General features: G+C 72.5%; 16 protein-coding genes. 9 read left to right on the forward strand and 7 right to left on the reverse strand.

The genetic code is table 11. The features are described 5' to 3' along the window. The first annotated feature begins 16 nt into the window (after positions 1-16). Both LY13_RS18595 and LY13_RS18600 read left to right on the forward strand, forming a co-directional pair. Positions 17-10,624, forward strand: coding sequence for a non-ribosomal peptide synthetase (locus LY13_RS18595; RefSeq protein WP_253829857.1), 10,608 nt, complete (start codon positions 17-19; stop codon positions 10,622-10,624). 68 nt (positions 10,625-10,692) lie between these two features. After that, positions 10,693-12,039 (forward strand): DHA2 family efflux MFS transporter permease subunit, encoded by a 1,347-nt coding sequence (locus LY13_RS18600; RefSeq protein WP_253829905.1) that lies wholly within the window; start codon positions 10,693-10,695, stop codon positions 12,037-12,039. A gap of 106 nt (positions 12,040-12,145) precedes the next feature. On the opposite strand, the gene LY13_RS18605 is transcribed toward LY13_RS18600, so the two are convergent. The 4 genes from LY13_RS18605 to LY13_RS18620 form a co-directional block, all read right to left on the reverse strand. Further along, on the reverse strand, positions 12,146-12,961 hold the full coding sequence (locus tag LY13_RS18605; RefSeq protein ID WP_308216368.1) for a 2,3-dihydro-2,3-dihydroxybenzoate dehydrogenase: 816 nt from the start codon (positions 12,959-12,961) through the stop codon (positions 12,146-12,148). A 219-nt stretch (positions 12,962-13,180) separates the two neighbouring features. Beyond that, positions 13,181-13,417 carry a hypothetical protein gene (locus LY13_RS18610; protein ID WP_253829858.1) on the reverse strand — a complete coding sequence of 79 codons (237 nt, stop codon included), beginning with the start codon at positions 13,415-13,417 and terminating at the stop codon, positions 13,181-13,183. A gap of 499 nt (positions 13,418-13,916) precedes the next feature. Beyond that, on the reverse strand, positions 13,917-14,534 hold the full coding sequence (locus LY13_RS18615; RefSeq protein ID WP_253829859.1) for a Maf family protein: 618 nt from the start codon (positions 14,532-14,534) through the stop codon (positions 13,917-13,919). 164 nt (positions 14,535-14,698) lie between these two features. Continuing rightward, positions 14,699-15,424 carry a GntR family transcriptional regulator gene (locus LY13_RS18620; protein ID WP_253829860.1) on the reverse strand — a complete coding sequence of 242 codons (726 nt, stop codon included), beginning with the start codon at positions 15,422-15,424 and terminating at the stop codon, positions 14,699-14,701. A 90-nt stretch (positions 15,425-15,514) separates the two neighbouring features. Between LY13_RS18620 and LY13_RS18625 the strand changes: the two genes are divergently transcribed. Further along, positions 15,515-17,044 carry an MFS transporter gene (locus tag LY13_RS18625; RefSeq protein WP_253829862.1) on the forward strand — a complete coding sequence of 510 codons (1,530 nt, stop codon included), beginning with the start codon at positions 15,515-15,517 and terminating at the stop codon, positions 17,042-17,044. A gap of 167 nt (positions 17,045-17,211) precedes the next feature. Here the strand turns inward: LY13_RS18625 and LY13_RS18630 are convergent, their stop codons facing one another. From LY13_RS18630 to LY13_RS18640, 3 genes are all read right to left on the reverse strand, one after another. Beyond that, positions 17,212-17,412 carry an acyl-CoA carboxylase subunit epsilon gene (locus LY13_RS18630; RefSeq protein WP_253829907.1) on the reverse strand — a complete coding sequence of 67 codons (201 nt, stop codon included), beginning with the start codon at positions 17,410-17,412 and terminating at the stop codon, positions 17,212-17,214. 98 nt (positions 17,413-17,510) lie between these two features. Next, positions 17,511-19,160: an acyl-CoA carboxylase subunit beta gene (locus LY13_RS18635; RefSeq protein ID WP_253829863.1), complete on the reverse strand. Its 1,650-nt coding sequence runs from the start codon at positions 19,158-19,160 to the stop codon at positions 17,511-17,513. A gap of 161 nt (positions 19,161-19,321) precedes the next feature. Continuing rightward, entirely contained in the window at positions 19,322-20,206 is an 885-nt protein-coding gene (locus LY13_RS18640; protein ID WP_253829865.1) for a helix-turn-helix transcriptional regulator, read from the reverse strand. A 101-nt stretch (positions 20,207-20,307) separates the two neighbouring features. On the opposite strand from LY13_RS18640, the gene LY13_RS18645 reads away from it, so the two are divergent. The 6 genes from LY13_RS18645 to LY13_RS18670 all read left to right on the forward strand — a co-directional run bounded on the left by LY13_RS18645 (position 20,308) and on the right by LY13_RS18670 (position 24,455). Then, positions 20,308-21,075, forward strand: coding sequence for an SDR family oxidoreductase (locus tag LY13_RS18645; RefSeq protein WP_253829866.1), 768 nt, complete (start codon positions 20,308-20,310; stop codon positions 21,073-21,075). A gap of 34 nt (positions 21,076-21,109) precedes the next feature. Then, positions 21,110-21,931: a biotin--[acetyl-CoA-carboxylase] ligase gene (locus tag LY13_RS18650; RefSeq protein ID WP_253829868.1), complete on the forward strand. Its 822-nt coding sequence runs from the start codon at positions 21,110-21,112 to the stop codon at positions 21,929-21,931. A 65-nt stretch (positions 21,932-21,996) separates the two neighbouring features. Continuing rightward, positions 21,997-22,611, forward strand: coding sequence for a PH domain-containing protein (locus LY13_RS18655; RefSeq protein WP_253829870.1), 615 nt, complete (start codon positions 21,997-21,999; stop codon positions 22,609-22,611). A gap of 2 nt (positions 22,612-22,613) precedes the next feature. Further along, complete coding sequence (locus tag LY13_RS18660) at positions 22,614-23,558, forward strand: hydroxymethylglutaryl-CoA lyase (protein WP_253829871.1); 945 nt, start codon at positions 22,614-22,616, stop codon at positions 23,556-23,558. 106 nt (positions 23,559-23,664) lie between these two features. Next, complete coding sequence (locus tag LY13_RS18665) at positions 23,665-24,129, forward strand: YbaB/EbfC family nucleoid-associated protein (RefSeq protein WP_253829873.1); 465 nt, start codon at positions 23,665-23,667, stop codon at positions 24,127-24,129. Further along, complete coding sequence (locus tag LY13_RS18670; RefSeq protein WP_253829875.1) at positions 24,111-24,455, forward strand: hypothetical protein; 345 nt, start codon at positions 24,111-24,113, stop codon at positions 24,453-24,455. Before LY13_RS18665 ends, LY13_RS18670 begins: the two co-directional genes overlap by 19 nt. Positions 24,456-24,459 lie beyond the last annotated feature (4 nt).

Raw genomic sequence — 24,459 nt, forward strand, 5'->3', positions numbered from 1 at the left:
CGTTCGTGAGGAGCGAGTGTTGTCATCGTCGGAATCCGCCGCACCGGCCACCGAGCTGTTCGAGCTGACCAGTGCGCAGCAGGGCATCTGGAACGCGCAGCGGCTCGAACCCGATTCGCCGTACTACGTCGTCGGCGACGTCGTGGAGCTGAGCGGTGACGCGCCGGTGGACGTCCCGCTGCTGGCCGAGGCGATGGTCGGCACGGTCACCGAGGCGGAGTCGCTGCGGTTGCGGACGACCGACACCGCCGACGGGCCGCGGCAGTGGGTCAGTGACGAACCGGTACCCGCGCCGCGGGTCGTCGACGTCAGCCGTGAGGCCGAGCCGCGCGCCGCCGCCGAGCAGCTCGTCGCAGAGGAACGGTTCGCGCTGGCCGAGTCGACGCGCGGCATGACCGGCACGCCGTTGTACACGCAGACGATCATCACGCTGTCGGCCACCGAGGTCTGGTACAGCCAGCTCGGCCACCACCTCGTGTTCGACGGCTACAGCGCGGCGATGCTGGCCCGGCGCACGGCCGCCCGGTACACGGCGCTCGTGCGGGGCGAGGACCCTCCGACGTGCCCGTTCAGTCCGTTCGCCGACTTCGTCGCCGCCGACCGGGACTACCTGGCGAGCGACAAACCCGAGGCCGACCGTGCCTACTGGGTCGACAGGATGACACCGCTGCCGGACCTTCCCGAGTGGACGGCGCCCGGCTCGGGGCTCGCGGACACGGTGTCGGCGAAGGCCGCGCTGCCCGCCGAGGACGTGGCGCAGCTGCGCGCGTGCGCGGACCGGGAGGGCGTCACGTGGGGCGACGCCCTCCTGGCCTGCTACGCCGTGTTCCTGCACCGGGTGCTCGGCCGCAGCGACGTGCTGTTCGCGTTGCCGTTGATGTGTCGCACGAGCGGCGCCGAACTGCGGACGCCGGGCATGGCGGTCAACGTGCTGCCGCTGCGCGTCGAGGTGCGCGGCGGCGACACCCTCGGCGTCGTCGCCCGCCGGGTCGCCGAGGCGATGGGGCAGCTGCGTGCCCACCAGCGCTACCGCGGCGAGAACCTACCGCGTGACCTGGCGGCCCCGGGCGCGGGCGCGATCCTGCACGGGGCGGGTGTGAACCTGAAGGCGTTCGACCTGACGCTGGACTTCGCCGGGTCGACGGGTGTCATGCGCAACGTCGCGGGCGGGCCTCCCGAGGACATGGGCCTGAGCGTGCTGCCCGCGTCCGGCGGCGGCCTGTTGCTCGGGTTCGAAGTGGACGCCCGCGCCCATTCGCAGTCCGATGTGGATGCTCGGCTCGAGACGGTCTGCACGATCGTCCGGCAGCTGTCGGCCGATGCGAAGCCGGCCGCGGGGCAGGTGTCGCTGCTGCCGACGGGGATTCGTGACGATCTGCTGGAGGCGTGGGCGCCCGCGGCCGTCCCGGGCGAACCCGCCGCGGTTCCCGACGTGCTGTCCGCGCTCGCGGCGTCCCGCGGTGGCGACCCCGCGCTGGTCCACGGTGACGAGCGGGTCACCTACGCCGAGCTGGCCGCGCGCGTGCACCGGCTCGCGCGGGCGCTGCGGGCGCGCGGCGTGGGACCCGACGACGTGGTCGCGGTCGCCCTGCCACGGTCGGCGGATCTCGTCGTGACGCTGCTGGCGGCGCTGGACGCCGGGGCCGCGTTCCTGCCCCTCGACCTCGAACACCCCGACGAGCGGCTGCGCCTGCTCCTGGCCGACGCGCGGCCCGCGCTGGTGGTGACCGATCCGGCGCTCGGCCGCGACGTCGGCACCTGGCCGACGCTGACGGTCACCGACGCCGCCCGGCACGACGACCGTCCACTGTCGACCGGCGAACTGGCCCGCGAGCGCAGGCCCGAGGACCTGGCGTACGTCATCTACACCTCCGGGTCGACGGGAACGCCGAAGGGCGTGCTCGTGCCGTCGGCGGGCCTGCGCGCGCTGCTGCACCACCAGCGCGCGACGGTGATCGCCGAGACGCAGCGCCGCACGGGCAGGCGGCTGCGGGTCGCGCACACGTACTCGTTCGCGTTCGACTCCGCCCTCGACCAGCTGTTGTGGCTGCTGTGCGGGCACGAGCTGCACCTGTACGACACCGACGTCACCAAGGACGCGGACGCGCTACTGGCCGCCTACGCCCGTGACGCGATCGACGTCGTCGACACCACGCCGTCGCTGGCCGCGCCGCTCGTCGACGCCGGACTGCTCACCGGCTCGCACCGGCCGTCGCTGATCGTGCTCGGCGGCGAGGCGACCCCGCCCTCGCTGTGGCGCCGCATCTCCGAATCTGCTGTGGACGGCCGGAACATCTACGGCCCGACCGAGGCGACCGTCGACGCCGCCCACGCCGACATCACGGGCGAGGAGCCGGCGATCGGACGGCCGCTCGCCGGGATGCGGGCGTACCTGCTGGACAACGCGCTGCAGCCGGTCGCGCCGGGTTCGGTGGGGGAGTTGTACCTTGCGGGGCCGCAGCTCGCGCGCGGGTATCTCGGCCGCTTCGCCGGCACCGCCGAGCGGTTCGTCGCCGATCCCCACGGCGCGCCCGGCGACCGGATGTACCGCACCGGGGACCTCGCCCGGTGGTCCCCGGATCGCGGGTTCGACTACCTGGGACGCGCCGACGGCCAGGTGAAGATCCGCGGCCACCGCGTCGAGGCCGGTGAGGTCGAGGCGGAGCTCGGTGCGCTGCCGGGTGTGAGCGGCGCGGCCGCGATGGTCCGTCACGATACGGCCACGCCGCGCCTCGCCGGTTACGTCGTGCCCGAACGCGGTGCCGCTCCGACGCCGGACGGGCTGCGGGACGCCCTCGCCGAGCGGCTGCCCGACCATCTGGTGCCGTCGGCGGTCGTCGTGCTCGACGAGTTGCCGCTGACCGTGAGCGGCAAGGTCGACCGTGCGGCGCTGCCGGTGCCGCGGGCCACGACGTCGGGCAGGTCGCCGTCGACCGAGTCCGAGCGCCTGCTGTGCGCCGTCGTCGCCGAGGTGTTCGACCTGGCGCCCGACGAGGTGAGCCCGGACGACGACTTCTTCGGCCTGGGTGGCGACAGCATCAGCGCGATCAGCGTCAGCAGCCGCCTCCGCGCCCACGGTGTCGAGCTGCGGCCGCGTGACCTCTTGGCACGCCGCGACCTGGCCTCGCTGGCCACCCGGATGTCCACCGTGGCCGCGGACGCGCCGCCTGCGGCCGCCGACGAACCGGTCGGCCCGCTGCCCGCGCCGCCGATCGTCCGGGGTCTGCTCGACCCGCATCCCGACCCCGATGCGTTCGCGGGTTATGCACAGTGGACGGTCGTCACGACGAACACGCCGCTGGAGCGCGCGAGCCTGGTCGCCGGGCTCGGCGTCGTACTCGACACGCATGCCGCGCTGCGCCTGCGGCTCACCGGCCGACGGGACCTCGAGGTGCGGGCGGCCGCGGACGTCTCCGCCGAAGCCGTCTTTGCCGAGGACATGGTGTCGGCCAAACCCTTCGGCGTCGAACCGGCCGACGTCGCGGAACGACTGGCAGGCGAACTGGACCCGGTTGCCGGCAACATGCTGCGACTGGCGCTCGTCGGCGACGACCGCCTCGTGATCGTCGCCCACCACCTCGTCATGGACGGCGTGTCCTGGCGGGTGCTGTTGCCCGATCTGCGCGCCGCCTGCCGTGGTGACGCGCTCGCACCCGTCGGCACGTCGTGGCGCGCGCACGCGCTGGCACTGGCCGAACAGGGCACGTCCGGGGAGCGGCGCGGCGAGCTCGACCACTGGCGGGCCGCCACCGCCCCGGAACTGCGGCCGCTCGGCGTGCCGACGCTCGACCCCGAGCGGGACACCGCCGCGACGGCACGCCGCGACCTCACGGTCGTGAACCGGCGGTCGTCGGCGGCCGCCCTGACGACGCTGCCCGCGGCCTACCGCACCGGCACCGACGAGGTGCTGCTCGCGGCCCTGGCCCTCGCCCTGCGGTCCGTACGCGCCCGGACGTCGACGACCCCGGCCACGAATGCCCGCCCGGCCGCCTTCGGGATCACGGTGGAAAGCCACGGCCGGGACGCGGTCACTCCCGGCGCCGACCTGTCGCGCACGATCGGCTGGTTCACCGCCGAGTTTCCCGTGCGCGTCCCCGCCGACGCGCTGCGCACCGACGCGGAACTGCGCGACGCCCTCGCGGGCGGCGAGGCGGCCGGACGGCTGTTGCGCGAGGCCAAGGAGGCCCGTCGCGCCGTGCCCGACGGCGGCATCGGCTACGGCATCCTCCGCCACCTCGACGACGGCGCCGAGCTCGACGTGCCACCGCCCGAGGTGCTGCTCAACTACCTCGGCCGGTTCGCGGCGTCCGACGGCGGCGACTGGCGGCTGCCCGAACGGGAGGCGTTCGGCGTCCTCGAACCCGAGGGCAAGGCGCTCGAACAGGTCCTCGCACTGAACTGCTTCGTCCACGAGCACGCCGCGGGCGACGAGGCGACCGGTGACGGAGACGACGCGGACGGAGCCGGTGACGGCGACGGCGGCCCGCGACTCGCCGTCGAGTGGACGGCAGCGGGCAGGCTCGTCGGCGCCGACCTGCTCGCCGAGCTGCAGCGCGGCTGGACCGAGGCGCTCGACGCCCTCGCCGCGCACGCCGAGCGGATCGGGCCAGGAGGAGGCGGTCTCACCCCGTCCGACCTGCCGTTGGTGTCGGTGACGCAGGCCGACATCGACGCGCTCGAACGCGTCCGTCCGGTGTCGGACGTCCTGCCCGCGACGTCGTTGCAGGCAGGACTGTCGTTCCACACCATGGCGGCAGGGGATGCCGACGCCGACGTGTACGTGGTGCAGGCGATCCTCACGCTCACCGGAGAGCTGGACCAGCGACGGCTCGCCGACGCGGCCCGGGAGCTGCTGCGCAGGCAGCCCGCGCTGCGTGTGCACCTTGCCACGACCGCGGCCGGCGAGGTGGTGCAGGTCGTTCCCGCCGAGCCCGACCTCGACTGGCAGCTCATCGACATGTCGACAACGGACTCCGGAACGGTCGCGTCCGGCGACGAGGATCTCGAGGCCCGGTTCGCCGCGCGATGCCGTGAGGAGCTGGAGCGGCCCTTCGACCCGGAGGTGCCACCGCTGATCCGGTTCCGGTTGTTCCGGTTCGGCCCCGCCGAACACCGCCTCGTGCTCACCAACCACCACGCGCTGCTCGACGGCTGGTCGATGCCCCTGACCGGGCGGACCCTGCTCGGGCTGTATCGCGAACTCGGCGGCGGACCGGCGGTGCCGCCGTCGGCGTCGCCGCAGGATTACCACCACTGGCTGGCGGGCCGCGACCGCGACGCGGCGCTCGACGCCTGGCGCGACGCGCTGTCCGGTGTGGACGAAGCGACCCGCCTCGCGCCCGCCACGGCGCGGCGGGAGGTCGCCCGTCCGGGTGCGGTCACGCTGGAGCTGGGCGAGGAGTTCAGTGAGCGGCTGAGTGCGTTCGCCCGAGCTCGCGGCATCACGGTCACCACGGTGTTGCAGACGGCGTGGGGCCTGCTGCTCGGGCGGCTGACCCGCAGGCGTGACGTCGTGTTCGGCTGCCCGGTCTCCGGCAGGCCCGCCGAGGTGGACGGTGTCGAGTCGATGATCGGACAGCTGGGCAACACCATTCCGGTGCGCGTGCGCTGCTGCGCGGACCAGTCCGCGGCCGACCTGCTCGAGGCGGTGCACGAGGAGTCCGTCGCGCTCGCCGACCATCACCACCTCGGACTGCCGGACATCCAGCGGGCGATCGGCGTCGGCGAGCTGTTCGACACGATGCTGGTGATGGAGAACTTCCCGTTCAACGGTGCAGGACTCGCCGTTGACGAGAAGGTCGCACTCGCGGACGTGGACATCACCGACGCCACGCACTACCCGCTGACCGTCATCGCGTTGCCCGGCGACGCGCTGAGCCTCGTGCTGAGTTACCAGCCCCACGCGTTCACCGACGACACCGTGCGCGGGTACGCCCGGTGGCTGCACGCGCTGCTCACCGAACTGGTCACCGACGCCGACCGGCCCGTCGGCAGGCTGCCGATGCTGGACGCCGCCGACACCGCCGCGGTGCTGCACCGCGGCACCTCACGGGTGCCCGCGAAGCCCCGCGACGGCGTGCTGGAGACGTTCGCCTCCTGGGTGGCGCGCACCCCCGACGCCGAGGCGCTCGTGTGCCGGAGCCGCAGCCTGACGTACGCCGAGCTGGACCGGCTCGCCAATCGGCTCGCGCACCGCCTGCTCGACGCGGGCGCCGGACCGGAGCAGCCCGTCGGGATGCTGCTGGGCCGCGACGTCGAGATGATCGTGGCACTGCTGGGCATCCTCAAGGCGGGCGCGGTGTACCTGCCGCTCGACCCGGACTACCCGAACGACCGGCTCGCCTACATGATCGGCGACGCGCGGCCCGTCGCGTTCGTCACCGACGCCGGGGCGCTGGCGACACTCGGCGGCGAGGTCCCCGGCGACGGCACCGTGGTGCGGGTGGACGATCCCGCCGTGCTGGGCGATCCGGCCGAGCCGACCGACCGCGACGCCGACCCCGCCCACGCCCGGGCGCAGCTGACGCCGGATTCGCTGGCGTACGTCATCTACACCTCCGGCACGACGGGACAGCCCAAGGGTGTGGCCGTGACGCACCGCGGCATCCCGGACCTGATCGCGCTGCAGGAGGAGGTCGTCGGTGTCACCGAACGCGACCGCTACCTGCACTTCGCGTCGACCAGCTTCGACGTCGCGTTCTGGCAGACGATGGTGCCGCTGGCCTCCGGCGGAACCCTCGTCGTCGCGCCGGACGAGGTACGCGTACCCGGCGACGAGCTGCTCGACTACATCGCCGAGCACCGGCTGACCGGCGTCAACCTGCTGCCGTCGTTCCTCTCGGCCGTGCCCGAGGACCGCACGGTGCCGGGCGACGTGTTCTTCGTGGTCGGCGCCGAACGCCTCGACCCGGAGCTCGCCGACCGGTGGGGCACGGGCAGGCGCGCGCTGTTCAACGCCTACGGACCGACCGAGGTCACGATCAACTCCGTGACCTGGCACTACGAACCGGGCGAGACCGGCGCCGTCCCCATCGGACGGCCCGATCCGAACGTGCGCGCCTACGTGCTCGACGACGGCCTGCAACCCGTCGGCACCGGCGCTCCCGGCGAGCTGTACCTGGCCGGCCCGAAGCTCGCCCGCGGGTACCTCGGCAGGCCGGGACAGACGTCGCAGGCGTTCGTGGCCGACCCGTACGGCGAACCGGGATCGCGGATGTACCGCACCGGCGACGTCGTGTACTGGCGACCCGACGGGCAGCTGGTGTTCCTCGGCCGCGCCGACCGGCAGGTCAAGGTGCGCGGATTCCGCATCGAACTCGCGGAGATCGAGACCGCGCTGACGCGGCATCCCGACGTGCGCGGGTGCGCGGTCGTCGTGCGGAACGGCAGGCAGCTCGTGGGCTACGTGATCCCGGCGGGGGGCGCCGAGTTCGATCCGGTGCGACTGCGCGAGGACCTGCTCGGGCAGCTGCCCGACTACATGGTCCCCGCGGCGTTCGTGCGGCTCGACCGGCTGCCCCTGACCCCGGGCGGGAAGCTCGACGAACACGCGCTGCCCGCACCCGAGCACACCGGCGACGGCGCGGGACGGGAGCCGTCGACCCACGCCGAGGCGGTGCTGCTCGGCATCGTCCGTGACGTGCTGGACTCGGGCGACATCCGCCTCGACGACCACTTCCTCGAGGTCGGCGGCGACAGCATCGTCTCGTTGCAGGTCGTGTCCCGCGCGCGCAGGCAGGGACTGCGGCTCGGCCCACGCGACGTGCTCGACGGCGGCACGGTCGCGGGCATCGCCGCGCGCTGCCACGCCGCCGAGGAGAGCGCCGACACCGGACCGTCCACAGGGGACGCGCCGTTGACCCCGGTGATGCGCGATCTGCTCGACCGGGCGCCCGATCCCGGCGACTTCTGCCAGTGGACCGAGATCTGCGTGCCCGCGGGTGGCGACCTCGCCACGTGGTCCCGGGCCGTGGACGCGCTCCTGCGGACCCACGACGTGCTGCGGGCCCACCTCGTGGACGGCGCCGTGGCGGCGCGTACCCCGGTGCTGCGGATCGCCGAACCCGACGCCGTCACCGCGGCCGACGTGCTCACTCGCGTCACCGCGACCGGGGACGTGCGCGGCCTCGTCGACGGCTGGATCGCCGACGTGCGGGAGCAGTTCGACGTCCGCCGCGCGCCGTTGGTGCGGGCACTGTGGGTCGACAGGGGAGCAGACGAGCTCGGCCGATTCGTACTCGTGGCGCACCACCTGCTGGTCGACGGCGTGTCCTGGCGCGTGCTCGTCGACGACCTCGCCGACGCCTACGAGGGCAGGGAGCTGTCGCGGCCCACGCCGTTCCTCGGCTGGGCGCGGTCGCTCGCGTCGGCCGCCGATGCGCGGGCGGGCGAGCAGGCGCACTGGCGCGCCGTCGGGCGAAACCCGCAGAAACGGCTCACGCGCGCACGGTTCGACCCGGGCCGTGACACGGGCGCGACGGCGGTGCACCACGAGTTCGCCGTCGATGCCGCCACCAGCAGGACACTCCTGACGACCCTGCCCGCGGCCTACCACGCGACGCCCGACGCGGTGTTGCTCACGGCGCTGACCAGGGCGATCGCTCGATGGTCCGACCGCGAATCGGACCTGTACCTCGCGTTGGAGGGGCACGGCAGGCACGCGCCCGACCCGGACCGCGACGTCGACCTGTCGCGCACCGTCGGCTGGTTCACCGCGGTCCACCCGGCGCGGATCACGCTGCCCGACGGCGACGCCGCGACGCAGCTGAAGGCCGTCAAGGAACGGCTGCGCGCCCAGGGAGACGGCCTCGGCCACGGCATCCTCGCCGCTGCGGGCCGGGTGACGCCGGTGCACCCCGACGTCAGCTGGAACTACCTGGGCCAGTTCGCGCAGGCCCCCGACGTCGAACGCGCGTGGCAGGCGCCGCCGGGCTCGGCACCGTTCGGATCCGGCGGCGATGCGCTCCCGATGCCGCACAGCCTCATGATCAACGCGATGACGACCGGTGACGGCGACGGGCAGGCCCTGCACGTGCGGATCACCTGGCCGCGCGCGGTGCTGACCGACGACGACGTCGCCGGGCTGGCCGAGGCGTTCCGCGGCGAACTGGTCGAGCTGGCCTCCGACGAGGACGCGCTCCGCGGAGCGGGCCGTACCCCGTCGGACTTCGACCTCGTCTCGCTCACCCAGTCCGATGTGGACGAGCTGGAGCGGCGCTACCCGGTCGCCGACGTGGTGCCGCTCAGCCCGTTGCAGGAGCTGATGCTGCGGCACTCCCGGCGTGCGGGCACGCGTGATCCTTACACCGTGCAGGCGGCGTTCTCGCTGACCGGCCGGGTCGACGTCGACGCGCTGCACGCCGCGGTCTGCGACCTCGTGGCCCGGCACCCGAACCTCGGCGCCGCGTTCCCGCCGGGACTCGACGTGGCGGTCCTGCTCGCCGATACCCGTTCCACCGCGGCACCGGACCGCCGGTATGTCGACGTGTCGGGAGAGGCGGACGTCGACGGCGCGGTCGAACGGGTGCTGTCGGCCGATCTGGCGGAACCGTTCGACCTGGCCGCGGGCTGTCCGGTGCGGCTCACCGTGGTCCGCCGGGCGGCCGAGGCGGTGGACCTGGTGCTCACCACGCATCACGTGCTGTCGGACGGCTGGTCGGCGCCCCGCATGCTCGGCGAGCTCTTCGCCGCCTACACCGCGCGCACCGGCGGCGATGCGGAGTTGCCCGCCCCGGTTCCGTTCACCCGGTACCTGCGCTGGCTCTCCCGCCGGGACCGCGGTGCCGACGTGGCCGCATGGTCGGGCGAGCTCGCCTCGGTCGACCGCTACGACCGGGCCCTGCCCGACATCCCGGCGGCCACCGGGAACGGAACGGCCACCGACCGCGTTCCGGATGCCGGTGACGGCCGGGACGCGGGCGGGCCGCCGGAGCCGGTGACGTTCGACCTCGAACCGCAGCTGGTGCGCACGCTCACCGCGACGGCGTCCGCCTGCGGGGTCACCCCGGCGACCCTGGTGCAGGGCGGCTGGGCGGCGGTGCTGACGGCACGGAGCGGGCGCAAGGACGTCCACTTCGGAGCGATGGTGTCCGGCAGGCCGCCCGAAGTGGACGGTGTCGAGGAGATCATCGGATTGCTGGCGAACACCGTTCCGGTGCGCGCCACACTGACCGGACGGCTCGGCGATGCGCTGCGGGACCTGCAGGAACGGCACCAGGCACTGGCCCCGCACCACGCGGTGTCGCTGCCCGATCTCGAGCGGTCGGTGGGCGTGAAGCGGCTCTTCGACAGCCTCCTGGTGTTCGAGAACTACCCCGTCGACCCCGACCGGCTGGCCGAACCCGCACCCGGTCTGCGGCTCGCCGGCATGCGGTTCCGCGAGTTCACCCACCATCCGGTGACGGTCACCGTGATGTCGGAGGGCGCGGGCTGGCGCGGCATCGTCGCCTGCAGGCCGGGCGCCGTGGCCGAGCAGGCGGACCGCATCGCCGCGGCGTTCGAACGCGTCCTGCGGGCACTGCCGGACGTGCTCGGCGAGACGGGAGGTTCCGGGGAGGGGTGCGACGTCGACGGCGCGACGCTGGTGCGGCTCGCGGAGCGGACGCTGCGGGAGGGCACGGCGTGACCGCGGGCACGCGCAGCGCCGGTCCGGCCGCGGACGGATCCGACCGCATCGGCGGACGGCTGCTGGCGATGTCGCTGGTGCTGGTACTCGGCACGTTCATGGCGTCGCTGGACTCGACGATCGTCAACGTCGGCCTTCGCACGTTGAGTGTCGAGTTCGGCGCGAGCGTGACGGAGGTGCAGTGGGCGAGCACCGCCTACCTGCTCGCGGTGGTCGCGGCGGCGCCGACGTCGGGGTGGCTGGCCGAACGATTCGGCGCGCGCCGCGTGTGGCTGGCCGCGGTGGCCGTGTTCCTGGCCGGATCACTGGCGTGTGCGCTGGCGTGGTCGACGGCGTCGTTGGCGGCGTTCCGGGTGCTGCAGGGGTTCGGCGGCGGACTGCTGCCGCCGACCGGTCAGGCGCTGCTGGCGCGGGTGGCGGGCAAGAGCCGCACCGGCAGGATCATGAGCATCGTGGGCGTGGTGCCGATGCTGGCGCCCGTGTTCGGCCCGCTGGCGGGCGGCACGCTGCTGGAGATCGCCGACTGGTCGTGGCTGTTCCTGGTCAACATCCCGGTCGGGCTGGTCGCGATGCTGCTGGCGGTGTGGCTGGTGCCGCGCGTGCCGCCCGCCGAGCAGGTGTCCCGGTTCGACCTGCGCGGGGCGATGCTGCTGTCGCCGGGGCTGGCGGCCGTGCTGTTCGGCCTCACCGACCTCGGCTCCCAGGACCGCAACCCACCCGCGGCGGTGACCGCACTGCTGGTGGGGGCCGGCCTGCTCACGGCGTTCCTGGTGCACGCGCTGCGGTCCCACCGGACGCCCCTGATCGACCCCCGGCTGCTGAGCACCCCGCCACTGGGCTCCGCCGTGCTGGCGCTGTTCGTCGCCGCGGCGTCGGTGTTCGGCACGATGTTCCTGCTGCCGATGTACCTGCAGTCGGGCCGCGGCCTGTCGGCGTGGGACGCGGGACTGATGCTCGCGCCCCAGGGCGTCGGCGCGGTGCTGGGATCGTTGCTCGTGGTGAAGCCGCTCATCGACCGGGTGGCGCCGCGGACGATCGTGGTCACCGGGTTCGCGTTGATCATCGCGGCGACCGTGCCGTTCACGCAGCTCGGCGGCCTCGCCGACGGCTGGCTGATCGCGGCGCTGTTCGTGCGCGGCCTCGGCACCAGCATGATCGCCTCACCCGTGATGACCATCGTCTACACCGGAGTGGACCAGGAGTTGCTCCCGCGGGCCTCCAGCGCGCTCAGCCTCGTCAACTACGTCGGCGGGGCGATCGGCACCGCGGGCCTCGCCGTGCTGCTGGAGGTGCGCCTCGCGGCGACCGGTGACATTGCGGCGTCGTTCGGCGAGGCGTTCTGGTGCGTGCTCGGGCTGTGCGTGCTCGCCCTCGCCGGTGCGCTGCGACTGCCGCGCACCGCCCCGTCGCGGTAGCCCGCCCGCGCCGGCGTCCCGGCCACCGGAATCCGCAACACGAGCCCCGGAATCCGCAACACGGCGCCTGGGAAACGCAACACGAGCCCCGGGATCCGCAACACGGTCAGCGGAGGGTCGCGCCGCCGTCGACGTAGAGCTCCTGCATGGTCACGTGCCGGGCACGGTCCGAGGCGAGATACAGGACGGCGTCGGCGACGTCCTCGGGATCGGCGATCCGCCGCAGCGGGATGCCGACCCGGTAGTTCTCCGGATCGCCCTTGAGCACGGGATCCGGTCCGCCGCCGTCGTGCTCCCACATCGCACGCTGCATCGGCGTGTCCGTCGACCCGGGGCACACGACGTTGCAGCGGATGCCGTGGTCGGCCAGCTCCAGGCCCAGCGACTTGGTGAACATGGTGGTCGCCGCCTTCGACGCCGCGTAGGCCGCCATGCCACGGCGTGGCACCCCGCTCGCGTTCGACGACACCGTGACGATGCAGCCGCGCTCCCGCTCGATCATTCGCCCGCTGACGGCACGGGAGACGTGGAACACGCCGGTCGTGTTGACGTCGAACGTGAACCGCCAGTCCTCGTCCGAATAGGACGCGACGGGACCCTTCACGAGGACCCCCGCCACGTTGGCCAGCACATCGACGGGCCCGACGGTCGCCTCTGCCCGTGCGACGACCTCGTCGACCTGCGCGGAGTCGGTCACGTCGCACGGCATGCCGGTGATGCCGGGCTCGGCGTCGTACGTCTCGACGACGCCGGGGGAGCGGTCGGTCGCCACGACGGTGGCGCCCGCGTCCCGCAGCGCCCTGGCCACGGCCGCACCGATGCCCTGGGCGGCGCCCGTCACGAACGCGACCCTGCCTCCGAACTCCCTGCCCGCGAACTCCCCGCCCGCGGCCCCGCTGCTTACGAATTCCTGCTGACCCACGGCGCTCCTCGGGGCGGGCTGCTTCGAACGGATCCTGCGGACCCCGTCGGTCGTGTGAGCCGACGCGGTTCGGCGGCGACAGTACCCCGATGTGGGACGGAAGCGCTGTTGACGAGACCACAGTTCGTCAGCGGCGGACGCGCGAAGTCCCCGGGTGGCGTGGGGCCCCGGGGACTTCGCGGCGATTCGGTATCGGCGCTACGGCGCGAGAACCGGCTCTCAGGCGCCCAGGATGGACGGGATGGCACCCGCCCAGGCGGAGCTGATGAGACCGGCGGCGCCGGCGCCCAGGTGAGTACCGGACTCGTTCCAGGCGTTGACGTAGTCGGCTCCGGTCGGGTTGGACGGCACCTCCGGCGGCGTGACGAGGTCGGCGGAGGCGACACCCGCGCCCGCGGTCAGGGCGCCGAGGGCGATGGCGGTAGCAGCGGTGGTGCGAGCCAGGGTCTTACGCATTTTCCAGTCTCCCTAGGAGTCGGGGTGCTTCGATGGCCGGATCGCAGTGTTCCGTGACCCGGCTCCAAGATCATCGAACTCCGTTATCGCAGGTCGCAAGGCATGCCATGCGATCGAGACGTGGGGGACCATGAACGAGTGACGCGTTGTCACACTGGGTTTTCAGTGCTCCCGCTTTCGGTGTCACACCGTCGAATGACGACAGTTCGGAATGGAATGTCATTCATGTTTTGCGACGGAGTCGTGTCCGCGAAGAGGCTGTCCATTGTGTCCACATCGGTTTCCGCGCGGTGCCCCTGAACGAGTGAAACCGCGGTTCCCGAGGTCGGGCGCAGGCGGACACTGCGGTGTCCGGGGAGCGGCGCGGGAGGTGTGGCGTGCCCTTGAGGTTCGCGACGGCCGTCGGGCGCGCTGGTGGTGGGTGCCGTGGCGTGGCCGGCCGTCGGGATATCGGCGGCGTCGGGCGTCGGTGGCGTCGGATCTCGGTGGCGTCGCGACGTCAGCGGTGCCAGAGGTCGACGACGCTGACGCCGACCTCGCCGAGCAGGTCGCGCGTCAGCGGGAGACTGATGCCGACGACGCTGGACGGGTCGCCGTCGATGCCTTCGACGAACCAGCCGCCCAGTGCGTCGAGGGTGAACGCTCCGGCGACCTGCAGCGGCTCACCCGTCGCGATGTAGGCGTCGAGCTCGTGCTGGGCGGGTGCGGCGAACCGCACCGTGGTCGTGCGGGTGCCGCTCGCCTCGGCCGTGACCGCGCCGCCGGACACCCGCAGCACGGCGTGTCCGGTGAGCAGTTCGCCCGTGCCGCCTGCCATGTCCGCCCAGCGTTTGCGCGCCACCTCGGGCGTGTGCGGCTTGCCGACCAGCGCGTCGCCGATCGACAGCATCGAATCGCACCCGACCACGACGGCGTCCGTGTCGGCGTCGAGTTCGGCGGTCACGGCACGGGCCTTCGCGGCGGCGAGCGCCGTCACCGTCTCGGTGGGCGCCGGGTCGGAGAGCTGTGCCACGACGGCGTCCTCGTCGACCCCGGAGACGATCACGTCGGGTTCGATCCCCGCCGCGCGCAGGACGGCGAGTCGGGCGGGCGATGCGGAGGCGAGGACGAAGCGCACGGGATCCAGATTACGAGCTGCCACGGCCGTGGCGTCTACGGGTCGCCGTCGGTGCGGTCCCCGGCTCGGCTCGGCCGGAGGGGCTGCGGCTGTCGAGCCCTCGTCCGTCGCGCCTCCGTGTTGTCGAGTCGTGCGGCTGTCGATTCCGTCAGCTGTCGAGCCTGTCAGCTGTCGAGCAGGGCGCCGTGGGTGCCGCTGATGTGTGCGGTGAGGGTGGTGCGGAAGCCGGCGGCGTCGCCGCGTTCGAGCAGGGTGCAGAGGGTGTCGTGCTCGGTGAGGATCTCCCGGTGGCGATCGGGGACCCGGCTGAGTGCGGAGGTGGCCATGCGCACCTGGCGGTCGTGCAGGCCGGAGTAGAACTGCGAGATGAGCCTGTTGTCGGCCGCGTCGACGAGCGTCGCGTGGAACTCGCGGTCCAGGGCGGAGAACCGCGCCTTCTCCGCGGGTACCTCGAGCTCCCGCTGCCTGTCGAGGACGGTGCGCATACGGGCGGCCACGTCGGCGGCGTCACCGCGGTCGATGACGCGCTCGGCGGCGTGGCACTCCAGCAGGATGCGGGCTTCGGTGACCTCGCCGACCTCGTCCGGCGACACGGGTACGACGAGCGCGCCGCGCTTCGGATACAGCCGCAGCAGTCCTTCGACCTCGAGTCGCAGGAACGCCTCGCGTACGGGCGTGCGTGACAGGTTCAGCGCCGTCGCGGCGTCGCCCTCGCTGAGCAGTTCGCCGCCGGGCAGCCTGCCGTCGAGGATGCGCTCCTTCACCCAGTCGTAGACCCGTTCGCCCGCGGGACGCCGATCCGTGGCCGGGGACGTCGGTGCCTCCCCGGATGCGCTCGCCGCCGGGGTTCGGGTCGTCACGGGCGGGTGTGACGGGTCGCTCGTTGACATGCCCCGCAGTCTAGCCGGATCGTTGAACACAACATAGATACAAGTTATGTGCATGTGATGTCCATGCACGTCGGTCCGTCGAACGAGGGGATGACTGTGCGTTCCTCCGGATCGCCGTCCGCTGCGCCGTGCGACACCGCGCAGGAGTACGACACCGCGCCGCCGCGCGGCGCGGCACTTCAGCCGGACACGGCGCGGCACGACGCTGCACTGCACGACACCGCTCAGGAGGGCAGGGCGTTACGGGGCGGGGCGCGGGCGGGCACGTCGCGCGCCCCGGCGGTCGGGTCGCTCCTGCCGTGGGCGATGTGGGCGTTGGGTGCGGCCTGCTACCTCGTGGCGATGTTCCACCGGATGAGCCTGTCGGTCGCCGGGTTGACCGCCCAGGAGAGGTTCGACGTCGACGCGACGGGCCTTGCCGTGTTCTCCGTGGTGCAACTGACGCTGTACGCCCTGCTGCAGGTGCCCGTCGGCATCGGCAACGACCGGTACGGCCCGCGGGTGCTGCTGCTCGGGGGCACCGCGCTGATGGCCGTGGGTTCGGTCGTGTTCGCGCTGGCGACGGCGTATCCCGCCGCGATGGCAGGACGGGCACTGATCGGTGCGGGCGATGCCTGCATGTTCGTCAGCGTCCTGCGGATCACACGGAACTGGTTCCCCGGCAACCGCTATGCCTTCGTCGCGGCGCTCACCGGCATGATCGGCGGACTCGGCCAGATCATCGCCACCTCGCCGCTGGCCGCGCTCCTGAATGTCCGGGGCTGGACGGGGGCGTTCCTCATCGGCGGCGTCGTCACCGTCGTCGTGCTGGTCGCGACCGCCGTGGCGCTGCGGGAGGCACCGCGGCAGTCGCCGCGGGGTGACGGCGGTGGGACGCGACGGAGCACGGCCGTCGAGGCGGACGGCTCCGGTGAGCGGTTGCGGGACACCCTGCGGCTGACGTGGCGTTCGCCGGGCGTGCGGCACGCGCTGCTGACCCACTTCGTGTTGATGGGTTCGTTCGTCTCGTTCACGGCGGTGCTCGGCCAGCCGTACCTCGTCGCCGCGCACGGTCTCTCCGACGGAGCCGCGGCGGGCATGGTCACGGTGGTCGTGCTCGGGTTCGTCGTCAGCAGCACGGCCGCGGGGCAGCTGGCCTCACGCAGACCAGGTCTGCGGGGGCGCCTCGTGCTGGCTGCGGGCGTCGTCGCCGTGTGCGGAGCCGTCGCACTCGTGGCCCTGCCTGCGGGCGCGACGGTCGCGACCCTGCTGCCGCCGCTGGTGGCGCTGGGCGTCGGCGGTGGGGTCAGCATGCTGGCCTTCGACCTGGCGCGGTCGGCCAGTCCGGAACACCGGGCCGGTGTGGCGAGCGGGCTCGCCAACATGGGCGGCTTCACGTTCGCCGTGGTGTCACAGCTGGCGGCAGGGCTGGCGATCGACGGCCTGTTGGCGGCAGGCGCGGGCCGGGCGGACGCCCATCGCTACGCGTTCGCGATCCCGCTGGTGCTGGCGGTCGTCGGGCTCGTCGGGGTGGCGCGCCTCCGCGGTCACGCGGGGACGGCGCCGCGGCCCACCGAGTCGTCGGAACCGGCCGTCTCGTCGGAACCGGCCGTCTCGACAACGGCGCCGACCGGGAGCTAGCGGCCGCACCCGGCGAGCTCAGCTCTACGGCTCGAACACCGGTGCCGCGACCGCCGGTGCCGCGAGATCGGGTGTTGCCACGCCGCGTGTTCCAACGGCGGGTGTCGCCACGGCCGGTGTTGCGACGGCCGGTGCTCAGCGACGGTGGGTGTCGCGACGGTGGGTCGTCAGCGGCGGAACGCCGACGCCCGCCACGCTCCCGGTCCGGGGGTGAGCGGTCTGCGTATCGCCGCCGCACGGTCGGCCCAGCGGGACCGCGCCGGCTGCTCCGCCTCGGCGTCGTCACCGTGCGCGGCCAGGCCGGCCACGACGGCGGTCAGCGCGGCGAGCTCGGCGTCGTCCGGCTCGCCGCGCACGACGCGCAGCAGCGGCCGGCCGGCATCGGCACCGGAGCCACCGGAACCGGCAGCTCCGCCGGAACCGTCGGTCTCGGCGGTCGTGGTCTCGGGCATCTCGTCGGAGGCGCTCACAGCGGAATGTTCCCGTGCTTCTTCGGGGGCAGGTTCTCGCGCTTCTCCCGCAGCATCCGCAGCGCGCGCGTGACGTGCCCGCGCGTGTGCGCGGGCGGGATGACCGCGTCGACGTACCCGCGCTCCGCGGCCACGTACGGGTTGCACAGCGTGTCCTCGTACTCCTGGATCAGCTCGGCCCGCAGCTGCTCGACGTCCTCGCCGCTCTCGCCCGCGGCGGCGAGCCGTTTGCGGTGCACGATGTTCGCCGCGCCCTGGGCCCCCATCACGGCGATCTGCGCGGACGGCCACGCGATGTTGATGTCGGCACCCAGGTGCTTGGATCCCATCACGTCGTACGCACCGCCGTACGCCTTGCGCGTGATGACCGTGACCAGCGGGACCGTCGCCTCGGCGTAGGCGTAGAGCAGCTTCGCTCCGTGGCGGATGATGCCGTTCCACTCCTGGTCGGTACCCGGCAGGAAGCCCGGCACGTCGACGAACGTCAGCACCGGCACGTTGAACGCGTCGCACGTGCGCACGAACCGCGCCGCCTTGTCGGACGCGTCGATGTCGAGGCAGCCCGCGAACTGGGTCGGCTGGTTGGCCACGATGCCGACGGCCTGTCCCTCGACCCGGCCGAAACCGGTGATCACGTTGGGCGCGAACAGCTCCTGCACCTCGAGGAACTCGCCGTCGTCGAGCACGCGGCTCACGACCTCGTGCATGTCGTACGGCTGGTTCGGCGAGTCCGGGATCAGCGTGTCGAGCTCCCGGTCGGCGTCGGTCACGTCCTCGGCGATCGCTCCACCGGTGGGTTCCGGCGCGTCGAACACGGGCGGCTCGGCCAGGTTGTTCGACGGCAGGAAGCTGAGCAGCTCCTTGACGTAGGAGACCGCGTCGTCCTCGTCGGAGGCCAGGTAGTGGGCGTTCCCGGACTTGGCGTTGTGGGTGCGCCCGCCGCCGAGGTCCTCGAAGGTGACCTCCTCGCCGGTGACCGTCTTGATGACGTCCGGTCCCGTGATGAACATGTGCGAGGTCTCGTCGACCATCACGACGAAGTCCGTCAACGCCGGGGAGTAGACGTGCCCGCCCGCGTTGGTGCCCATGATCAGCGAGATCTGCGGGACGACACCCGAGGCGTGGGTGTTGCGGCGGAAGATCTCGGCGTACAGGCCGAGCGAGACGACACCCTCCTGGATGCGCGCGCCGCCGCCCTCGTTGATGCCGATGACGGGACGCCCGGTCTTCATCGCCAGGTCCATGACCTTGGTGATCTTCTCGCCGTACACCTCGCCGAGCGCACCGCCGAGGACGGTCACGTCCTGGCTGAACACGCACACCTCGCGGCCGTCGATCGTGCCGTAGCCGGTGACGACGCCGTCGCCGTACGGGCGGCTGGCCTCGAGCCCGAAGTTCGTCGACCGGTGCCGCGCGAGCGCATCCAGCTCGACGAAGGACCCCGGGTCGAGCAGCATGTCCACGCGCTCCCGCGCCGTCTTCTTGCCCTTGGCGTGCTGGCGCTCGACGGCGCGCTCCGACCCGGCGTGCACGGCCTCGTCGTAGCGCAGGTACAGGTCCGCGAGTTTGCCCGCCGTGGTGTGGATGTCCGGCTCTGTGTTCGGTGCGTCAGGCGCGTCCCCGACCGGCTCCGTTGCGCTGCTCATGACACGCGAGCTTAATCATCACCCCGAGCCGGCTGGTGTGGCGTGGGCTACGTCCGGCACCCGTGTCATCGCGATGCCCCGCAGGCGAGTCCGTGGACCGATCTCGGCTCCTGCGTAGCTCCCGTCACGCGGCTCCTGGGCCGCTCCCGCACCTCTCTCCCTCATGCCTCGCTGTGCCGCGGCACCTCCTTTCCCCTGTCGTGTGTCGGTCCCCCGAACCGCTCGTTCCCCAGCACGCCCAGCAGCTGCAGTTTGAGCGCGTCCTCGGCGTTCGGCGCGGCGGTCAGCACGAGCAGTGCCTGCGTCCGGTCCTCGGTGAACAGCACCTGACAGTCGACCTCGATCTCGCCGAGCTCGTGGTGGAGGAGAGTCTTGTGGTCCGCGAACCGTGTGCCCACCTCGTGCCGTCGCCACAGCTCCGCGAACTCGGCGCTCTCCCGCAACAACGCCTCGACGAGCTCGCCCGCCCGGGATTGCGGGCCGAGCGATCCGTAGGCCGCGCGCAGATTGGCGACCTGCGCGCGGCTCTGCCGGTCGTGGTCGTCCTCGGGGTAGAACCGCCGTTCCGCGGGATCGGTGAACCACCGGTAGTACTCACTGCGTGCCAGTCCCGTGAACCGGGAACGGTCGCCGAACAGCGCTTGGGCCATCCGGTTCTGCACCAGAGTCTCGCCCAGCTCGGAGACGATCAGCGCCGGTGTGTCCGCGAGCCGGTCGAGCACCCGCAGCAGCGCGGGCGCCACGTGGTCGCCACCTGCTCCCGGAGGCGGCACGTTGCGGCCGGCGACCTGGAACAGGTAGTCGCGCTCGTGCTCGGTGAGGCGCAACGATCTCGCGAGCGCGGCCAGCAGCTGCTCGCTCGGCTGCGGGCCCCGGCGCTGCTCGAGGCGTGTGTAGTAATCGGTCGACATCGACGCCAGTGACGCGACCTCTTCGCGTCTGAGCCCGGCGGCGCGTCTTCGCTGCCCTCGGGGCAGCCCGACGTCCTCGGGGCGCAGCTCCTCCCTGCGGCGACGGAGGAACTCCGCCAGTGCGGTGCGGTCCATGCGAACCAGTATCGGGGCTGTCGACGGTCCGAGGCAGGGATCGTGGATCCCCCGATCAACGATCTCTGCCTCGGCGGGCCGGAGCGGGCGAAGGTCGAGACATGGACATCACAGCGCACAACACCGTTTTCGTCCCCGGCGCCACCAGTGGCATCGGCCTGGAGCTCGCACTGGCGCTGCGCGCCGAGGGCAACACCGTCGTCATCGGAGGCAGGCGTGCCGACCTGCTGGAATCCATCGCCGCGGAGCATCCCGACATCGGCACGGTCGTCGTCGACACGACGGACCCGGCGAGCGTCGAGGCCGCGGCGGAGGACGTCCTCTCGCGGTATCCGGAACTGAACGTGCTGATCGCGATGGCCGGCATCATGCGGGTCGAGGACTGGCACCGGCCCGAGACCTTCCTCGACTCCGCCGAGTCCGTGATCACCACCAACGTGCTCGGTCCGATCCGGCTGATCGCGGCGTTCGTCGAGCACTTCCGGCGACGGCCCGACGCCACGATCGTCACCGTGTCGTCGGGGCTCGCCTTCACCCCGCTGGCCGCCACGCCCAGCTACAACGCCTCGAAGGCCGCCGTCCACCAGCTCAGCGAGTCGCTCCGCCTCCAGCTCGCGGACACGTCGGTCTCGGTCGTCGAGATCGTGCCCCCGGCGGTGCGGACCTCCCTGCTGCCCGGTCAGGAGAGCAGCGAGTTCGCGATGCCGCTCGACGAGTACGTCTCCGAGGTCGTGGAACTGATGCGCACCCGTCCGAACGCGAAGGAGATCCTGGTCGAGCGGGTCGAGTTGCTGCGCCACGCCGAAGCGCGTGGCGACTACGCCGACGTCGTGGCCGCGATCAATGCAGCCGACCCGCACGGGACGTGATACGCCCGCGGTATCCGGCGTTAGGGTTCCGCGCGTGCCGAATCGCATCGATGGAGCCCGCCTGCGGGGAGAACTGGTCGAACCGGTCGGGCCGTACGCGCAGGTCGACGTGGTCGCCACCACCGGGTCGACGAACGCCGACCTGCGGCAGGCCGTCGTCGACGGCGCGCCCGACCGGACGGCGCTCGTCGCGGCGGAGCAGACGGCCGGACTCGGCAGGCGGGGGCGCACCTGGGCCTCACCGGGCTCCGGCGTGTACATCAGTGTGCTGTTGCGGCCCTCGGGTGTGCCGGTCGCGGGCGTCGGCTCGCTCGCGATCGCCGCGGGACTGGCCGTACTGGACGTCGGCGACGCGCTCGGAGCGAACGTCGCGCTCAAGTGGCCCAACGACGTGCTCGCCGCCGACGCTTCCGGCAAGTGCGCGGGGATCCTGTCCGAGGCCGCCTCCTCGGACGAGCTGGCCGTGGTTCTGGGTATCGGACTCAACGTGACGCGCGTGCGCGAGGACGTGACCGTGCCGGCGGGTGCGTTGCCCCCGGTGTCGCTCGCCGAGCTCGGCGCCGCGACCAGCGACCGCACCGACGTGGCGATGATGGTGCTCGCGGCGCTGCACGAACGGGAGACGGTCTGGCGCGAGGCGGCAGGCGACCTCGCCGACGCCGACATGCTCGACGAGTACCGGCAGCGGTGTCTCACACTCGGCCAGGAGGTCAAGATCCTGACCGGCGGCGGCAGCGTGATCGGCGACGCGGTGGACGTCGAGCCGACCGGCGCGCTGGTCGTCGACGTCCCTGGCGGCACCCGGCGGAGTGTTTTCGCGGGTGACGTCGTGCATCTCCGGCCGACCGGTGGGTGAAACACGCTCCGGAGCGGTACGGTTGCCCGCAGAGAAGATGACCGCATTTCGGGGAGTGGCCAGCGGTGGCGTATCCACAAAGCCTGCTCAGTGAGGGCGAGAGCGTCGTCGTCCACAAGCATCCGCACTTCAAGATGCTCGTCTGGCCGGTGCTGATCCTGCTGATCACACTGGGGGTGGGGATCTGGCTGGCATTCTTCGTCGCGCCCGGCTTCGACGCCCCGTGGGACGTCGTCACGCAGATCGCCGTCGGTGCCGTCGGGCTGATCCTGTTGATCTGGCGGGTCTTCGCGCCGTTCGTCCGGTGGCGCACCACGCACTTCATCGTGACCACCGACCGCGTCATCGCCCGCGAAGGTGTCGTCAAGCGCACCGGCATCGACATCCCGATGGCGCGTATCAACAGTGTGCGGTTCGAGCACGGCCTGCTCGACCGGGTCTTCGCCTGCGGCACGCTGATCATCGAATCGGCGTCCGAGGAGCCGCTCACCTTCGACGACATTCCGAGCGTCGAGAAGGTGCACACCTACATCTACCGCCAGGTCAACGAGAACCCGTACGACGACTTCGACTACGACCCGTCCTGGCAGCAGACCGCCCAGCAGCCACACGCGCCGCACCCGCAGCAGCAGCCGCAGTCGGGGCAGCCGCCGCAGCCGGGCTCGTACCCGGGGTGGTGAACGTGGGCGCACGGGACGTGGGGCTGCCCGAGCACCTTCCGCGCTCGGGCGAGCTGCCCGCCGAGGTGACGATCTGGGAGGTCGGACCGCGGGACGGCCTGCAGAACGAGGCGGCGACGGTGCCCGTCGACGTCAAGCTCGAATTCCTCGACCGGCTCGCCGACGCGGGGCTGACGACCCTCGAGGCGACCAGCTTCGTCCACCCGAAGTGGGTCCCGCAGCTCGCCGATGCCGAGGAACTGCTCTCCCGGCTCGACCGCAGGTCGGGCGCGCGCTACCCGGTGCTGGTGCCCAACGCACGCGGCCTCGACCGGGCCGTCGACGCGGGGATCGCCGACATCGCCGTGTTCGCCAGTGCCACCGAGTCGTTCGCCAAGCGGAACCTCAACTCCACCTACGACGACCAGTTCGCGATGTTCGACCCCGTCATCGCGCGGGCTCGCGGCGAGGGCATGGCGGTACGCGGATACCTGTCGATGTGCTTCGGCGACCCGTGGGAAGGCGTGGTCGACCCCGACCAGGTCGTCGCGGCGGGCACACGCCTGCTCGACGCCGGCTGCGGGCAACTGTCCCTCGGCGACACCATCGGTGTCGCGACGCCCGGGCAGGTCGACCGGCTCGTCGACGCGTTCGCCGCCGCAGGAGTCGGCGTCGACGCGCTCGCGGTCCACTTCCACGACACCTACGGGCAGGCACTGTCGAACACTCTCGCCGCGCTGCGCCGCGGCGTGGCCACGGTCGACTCGTCCGCGGGCGGTCTCGGTGGCTGCCCCTATGCTGAGTCGGCCACCGGGAACCTTGCCACGGAGGACCTCGTGTGGATGCTCGACGGCCTCGGAGTGCGCCACGGCGCCGACCTCGACGCGCTGGTCACGACGAGCACGTGGATGGCCGAGCGGCTCGGAAGGCCGAGTCCGTCGCGGGTCGTGCGCGCGCTCGCGGGCTGACACGGGCATCCTTTCCGGGGCCACCGGGAACCGCGAGCCGCGTCGCCACGTCTGAGGTCCAGCCGGGGCTGCATGCGGCCGCACTGATCGACGTCGGGAGAGCGCCGTGACCGACCATCGCGACGAGGTGGAGCAGCTGCTCGCCGAGTACCGGCGGAGCAGAGAACAACTGGCGGACGTGCAGCAGCAGCTCACGGCCATCAGCGAGTCGGCGAGCAGTGACGACGGCCTCGTGACGGCCACCGTCGGTGGGCGCGGGGTGCTCACCGGTCTGACGATCGCCGAGGCCGCCTACGAGCGGTACCGGCCCGCCGAGCTCGCGGCCCAGATCGTCCGCCTCACCGGCGCGGCGACGGCGAAGGCCTTCACCGGCGCGAGCGAGGTGCTCGCCCCCGCCCTGCCGCAGGACACCGATCCGCAGGCGCTGCTGCTCGGCACGGCGGACCTGTCGGCCGACGAGATCACCCCGGCGGACAGGGCACACGCTCCGGCCGCCGACGACTTCGGTGACGACGAGAGCTTCGAGGACGCCAACTGGATCGACGACTCCGAATGGCAGCGATCGCGATGACGGGGCCCGGACACCACGGATTCGACGTCGACGTCGACAAGCTCGGGCAGAGCGCCTCGGAGTTCGACGGGCTCACCCGGCGTGCGGCCGACATCGCCAGGGCGTTGCGAGAGTCGGTCGCGTCGTCCCCGTGGGGTGATGACGAGGTGGGGCAGGCGTTCGACGGACGGCACAGAGCGCCCGCCGGCGAAGCGGCGGGTGTGCTCGACGGACTGTCCGGTGGACTGGCCGGCATGGGCGAGGCGTTGGCGCGGGCGGCCGAGGCGTACACGGCGGGGGACGAGTCCGCGCAGCAGGCGATCACCGACGCCGGGCGCGAAGGGTAGGCCC

Source organism: Prauserella aidingensis (genome assembly GCF_024171865.1).
GTDB lineage: Bacteria > Actinomycetota > Actinomycetes > Mycobacteriales > Pseudonocardiaceae > Prauserella > Prauserella aidingensis.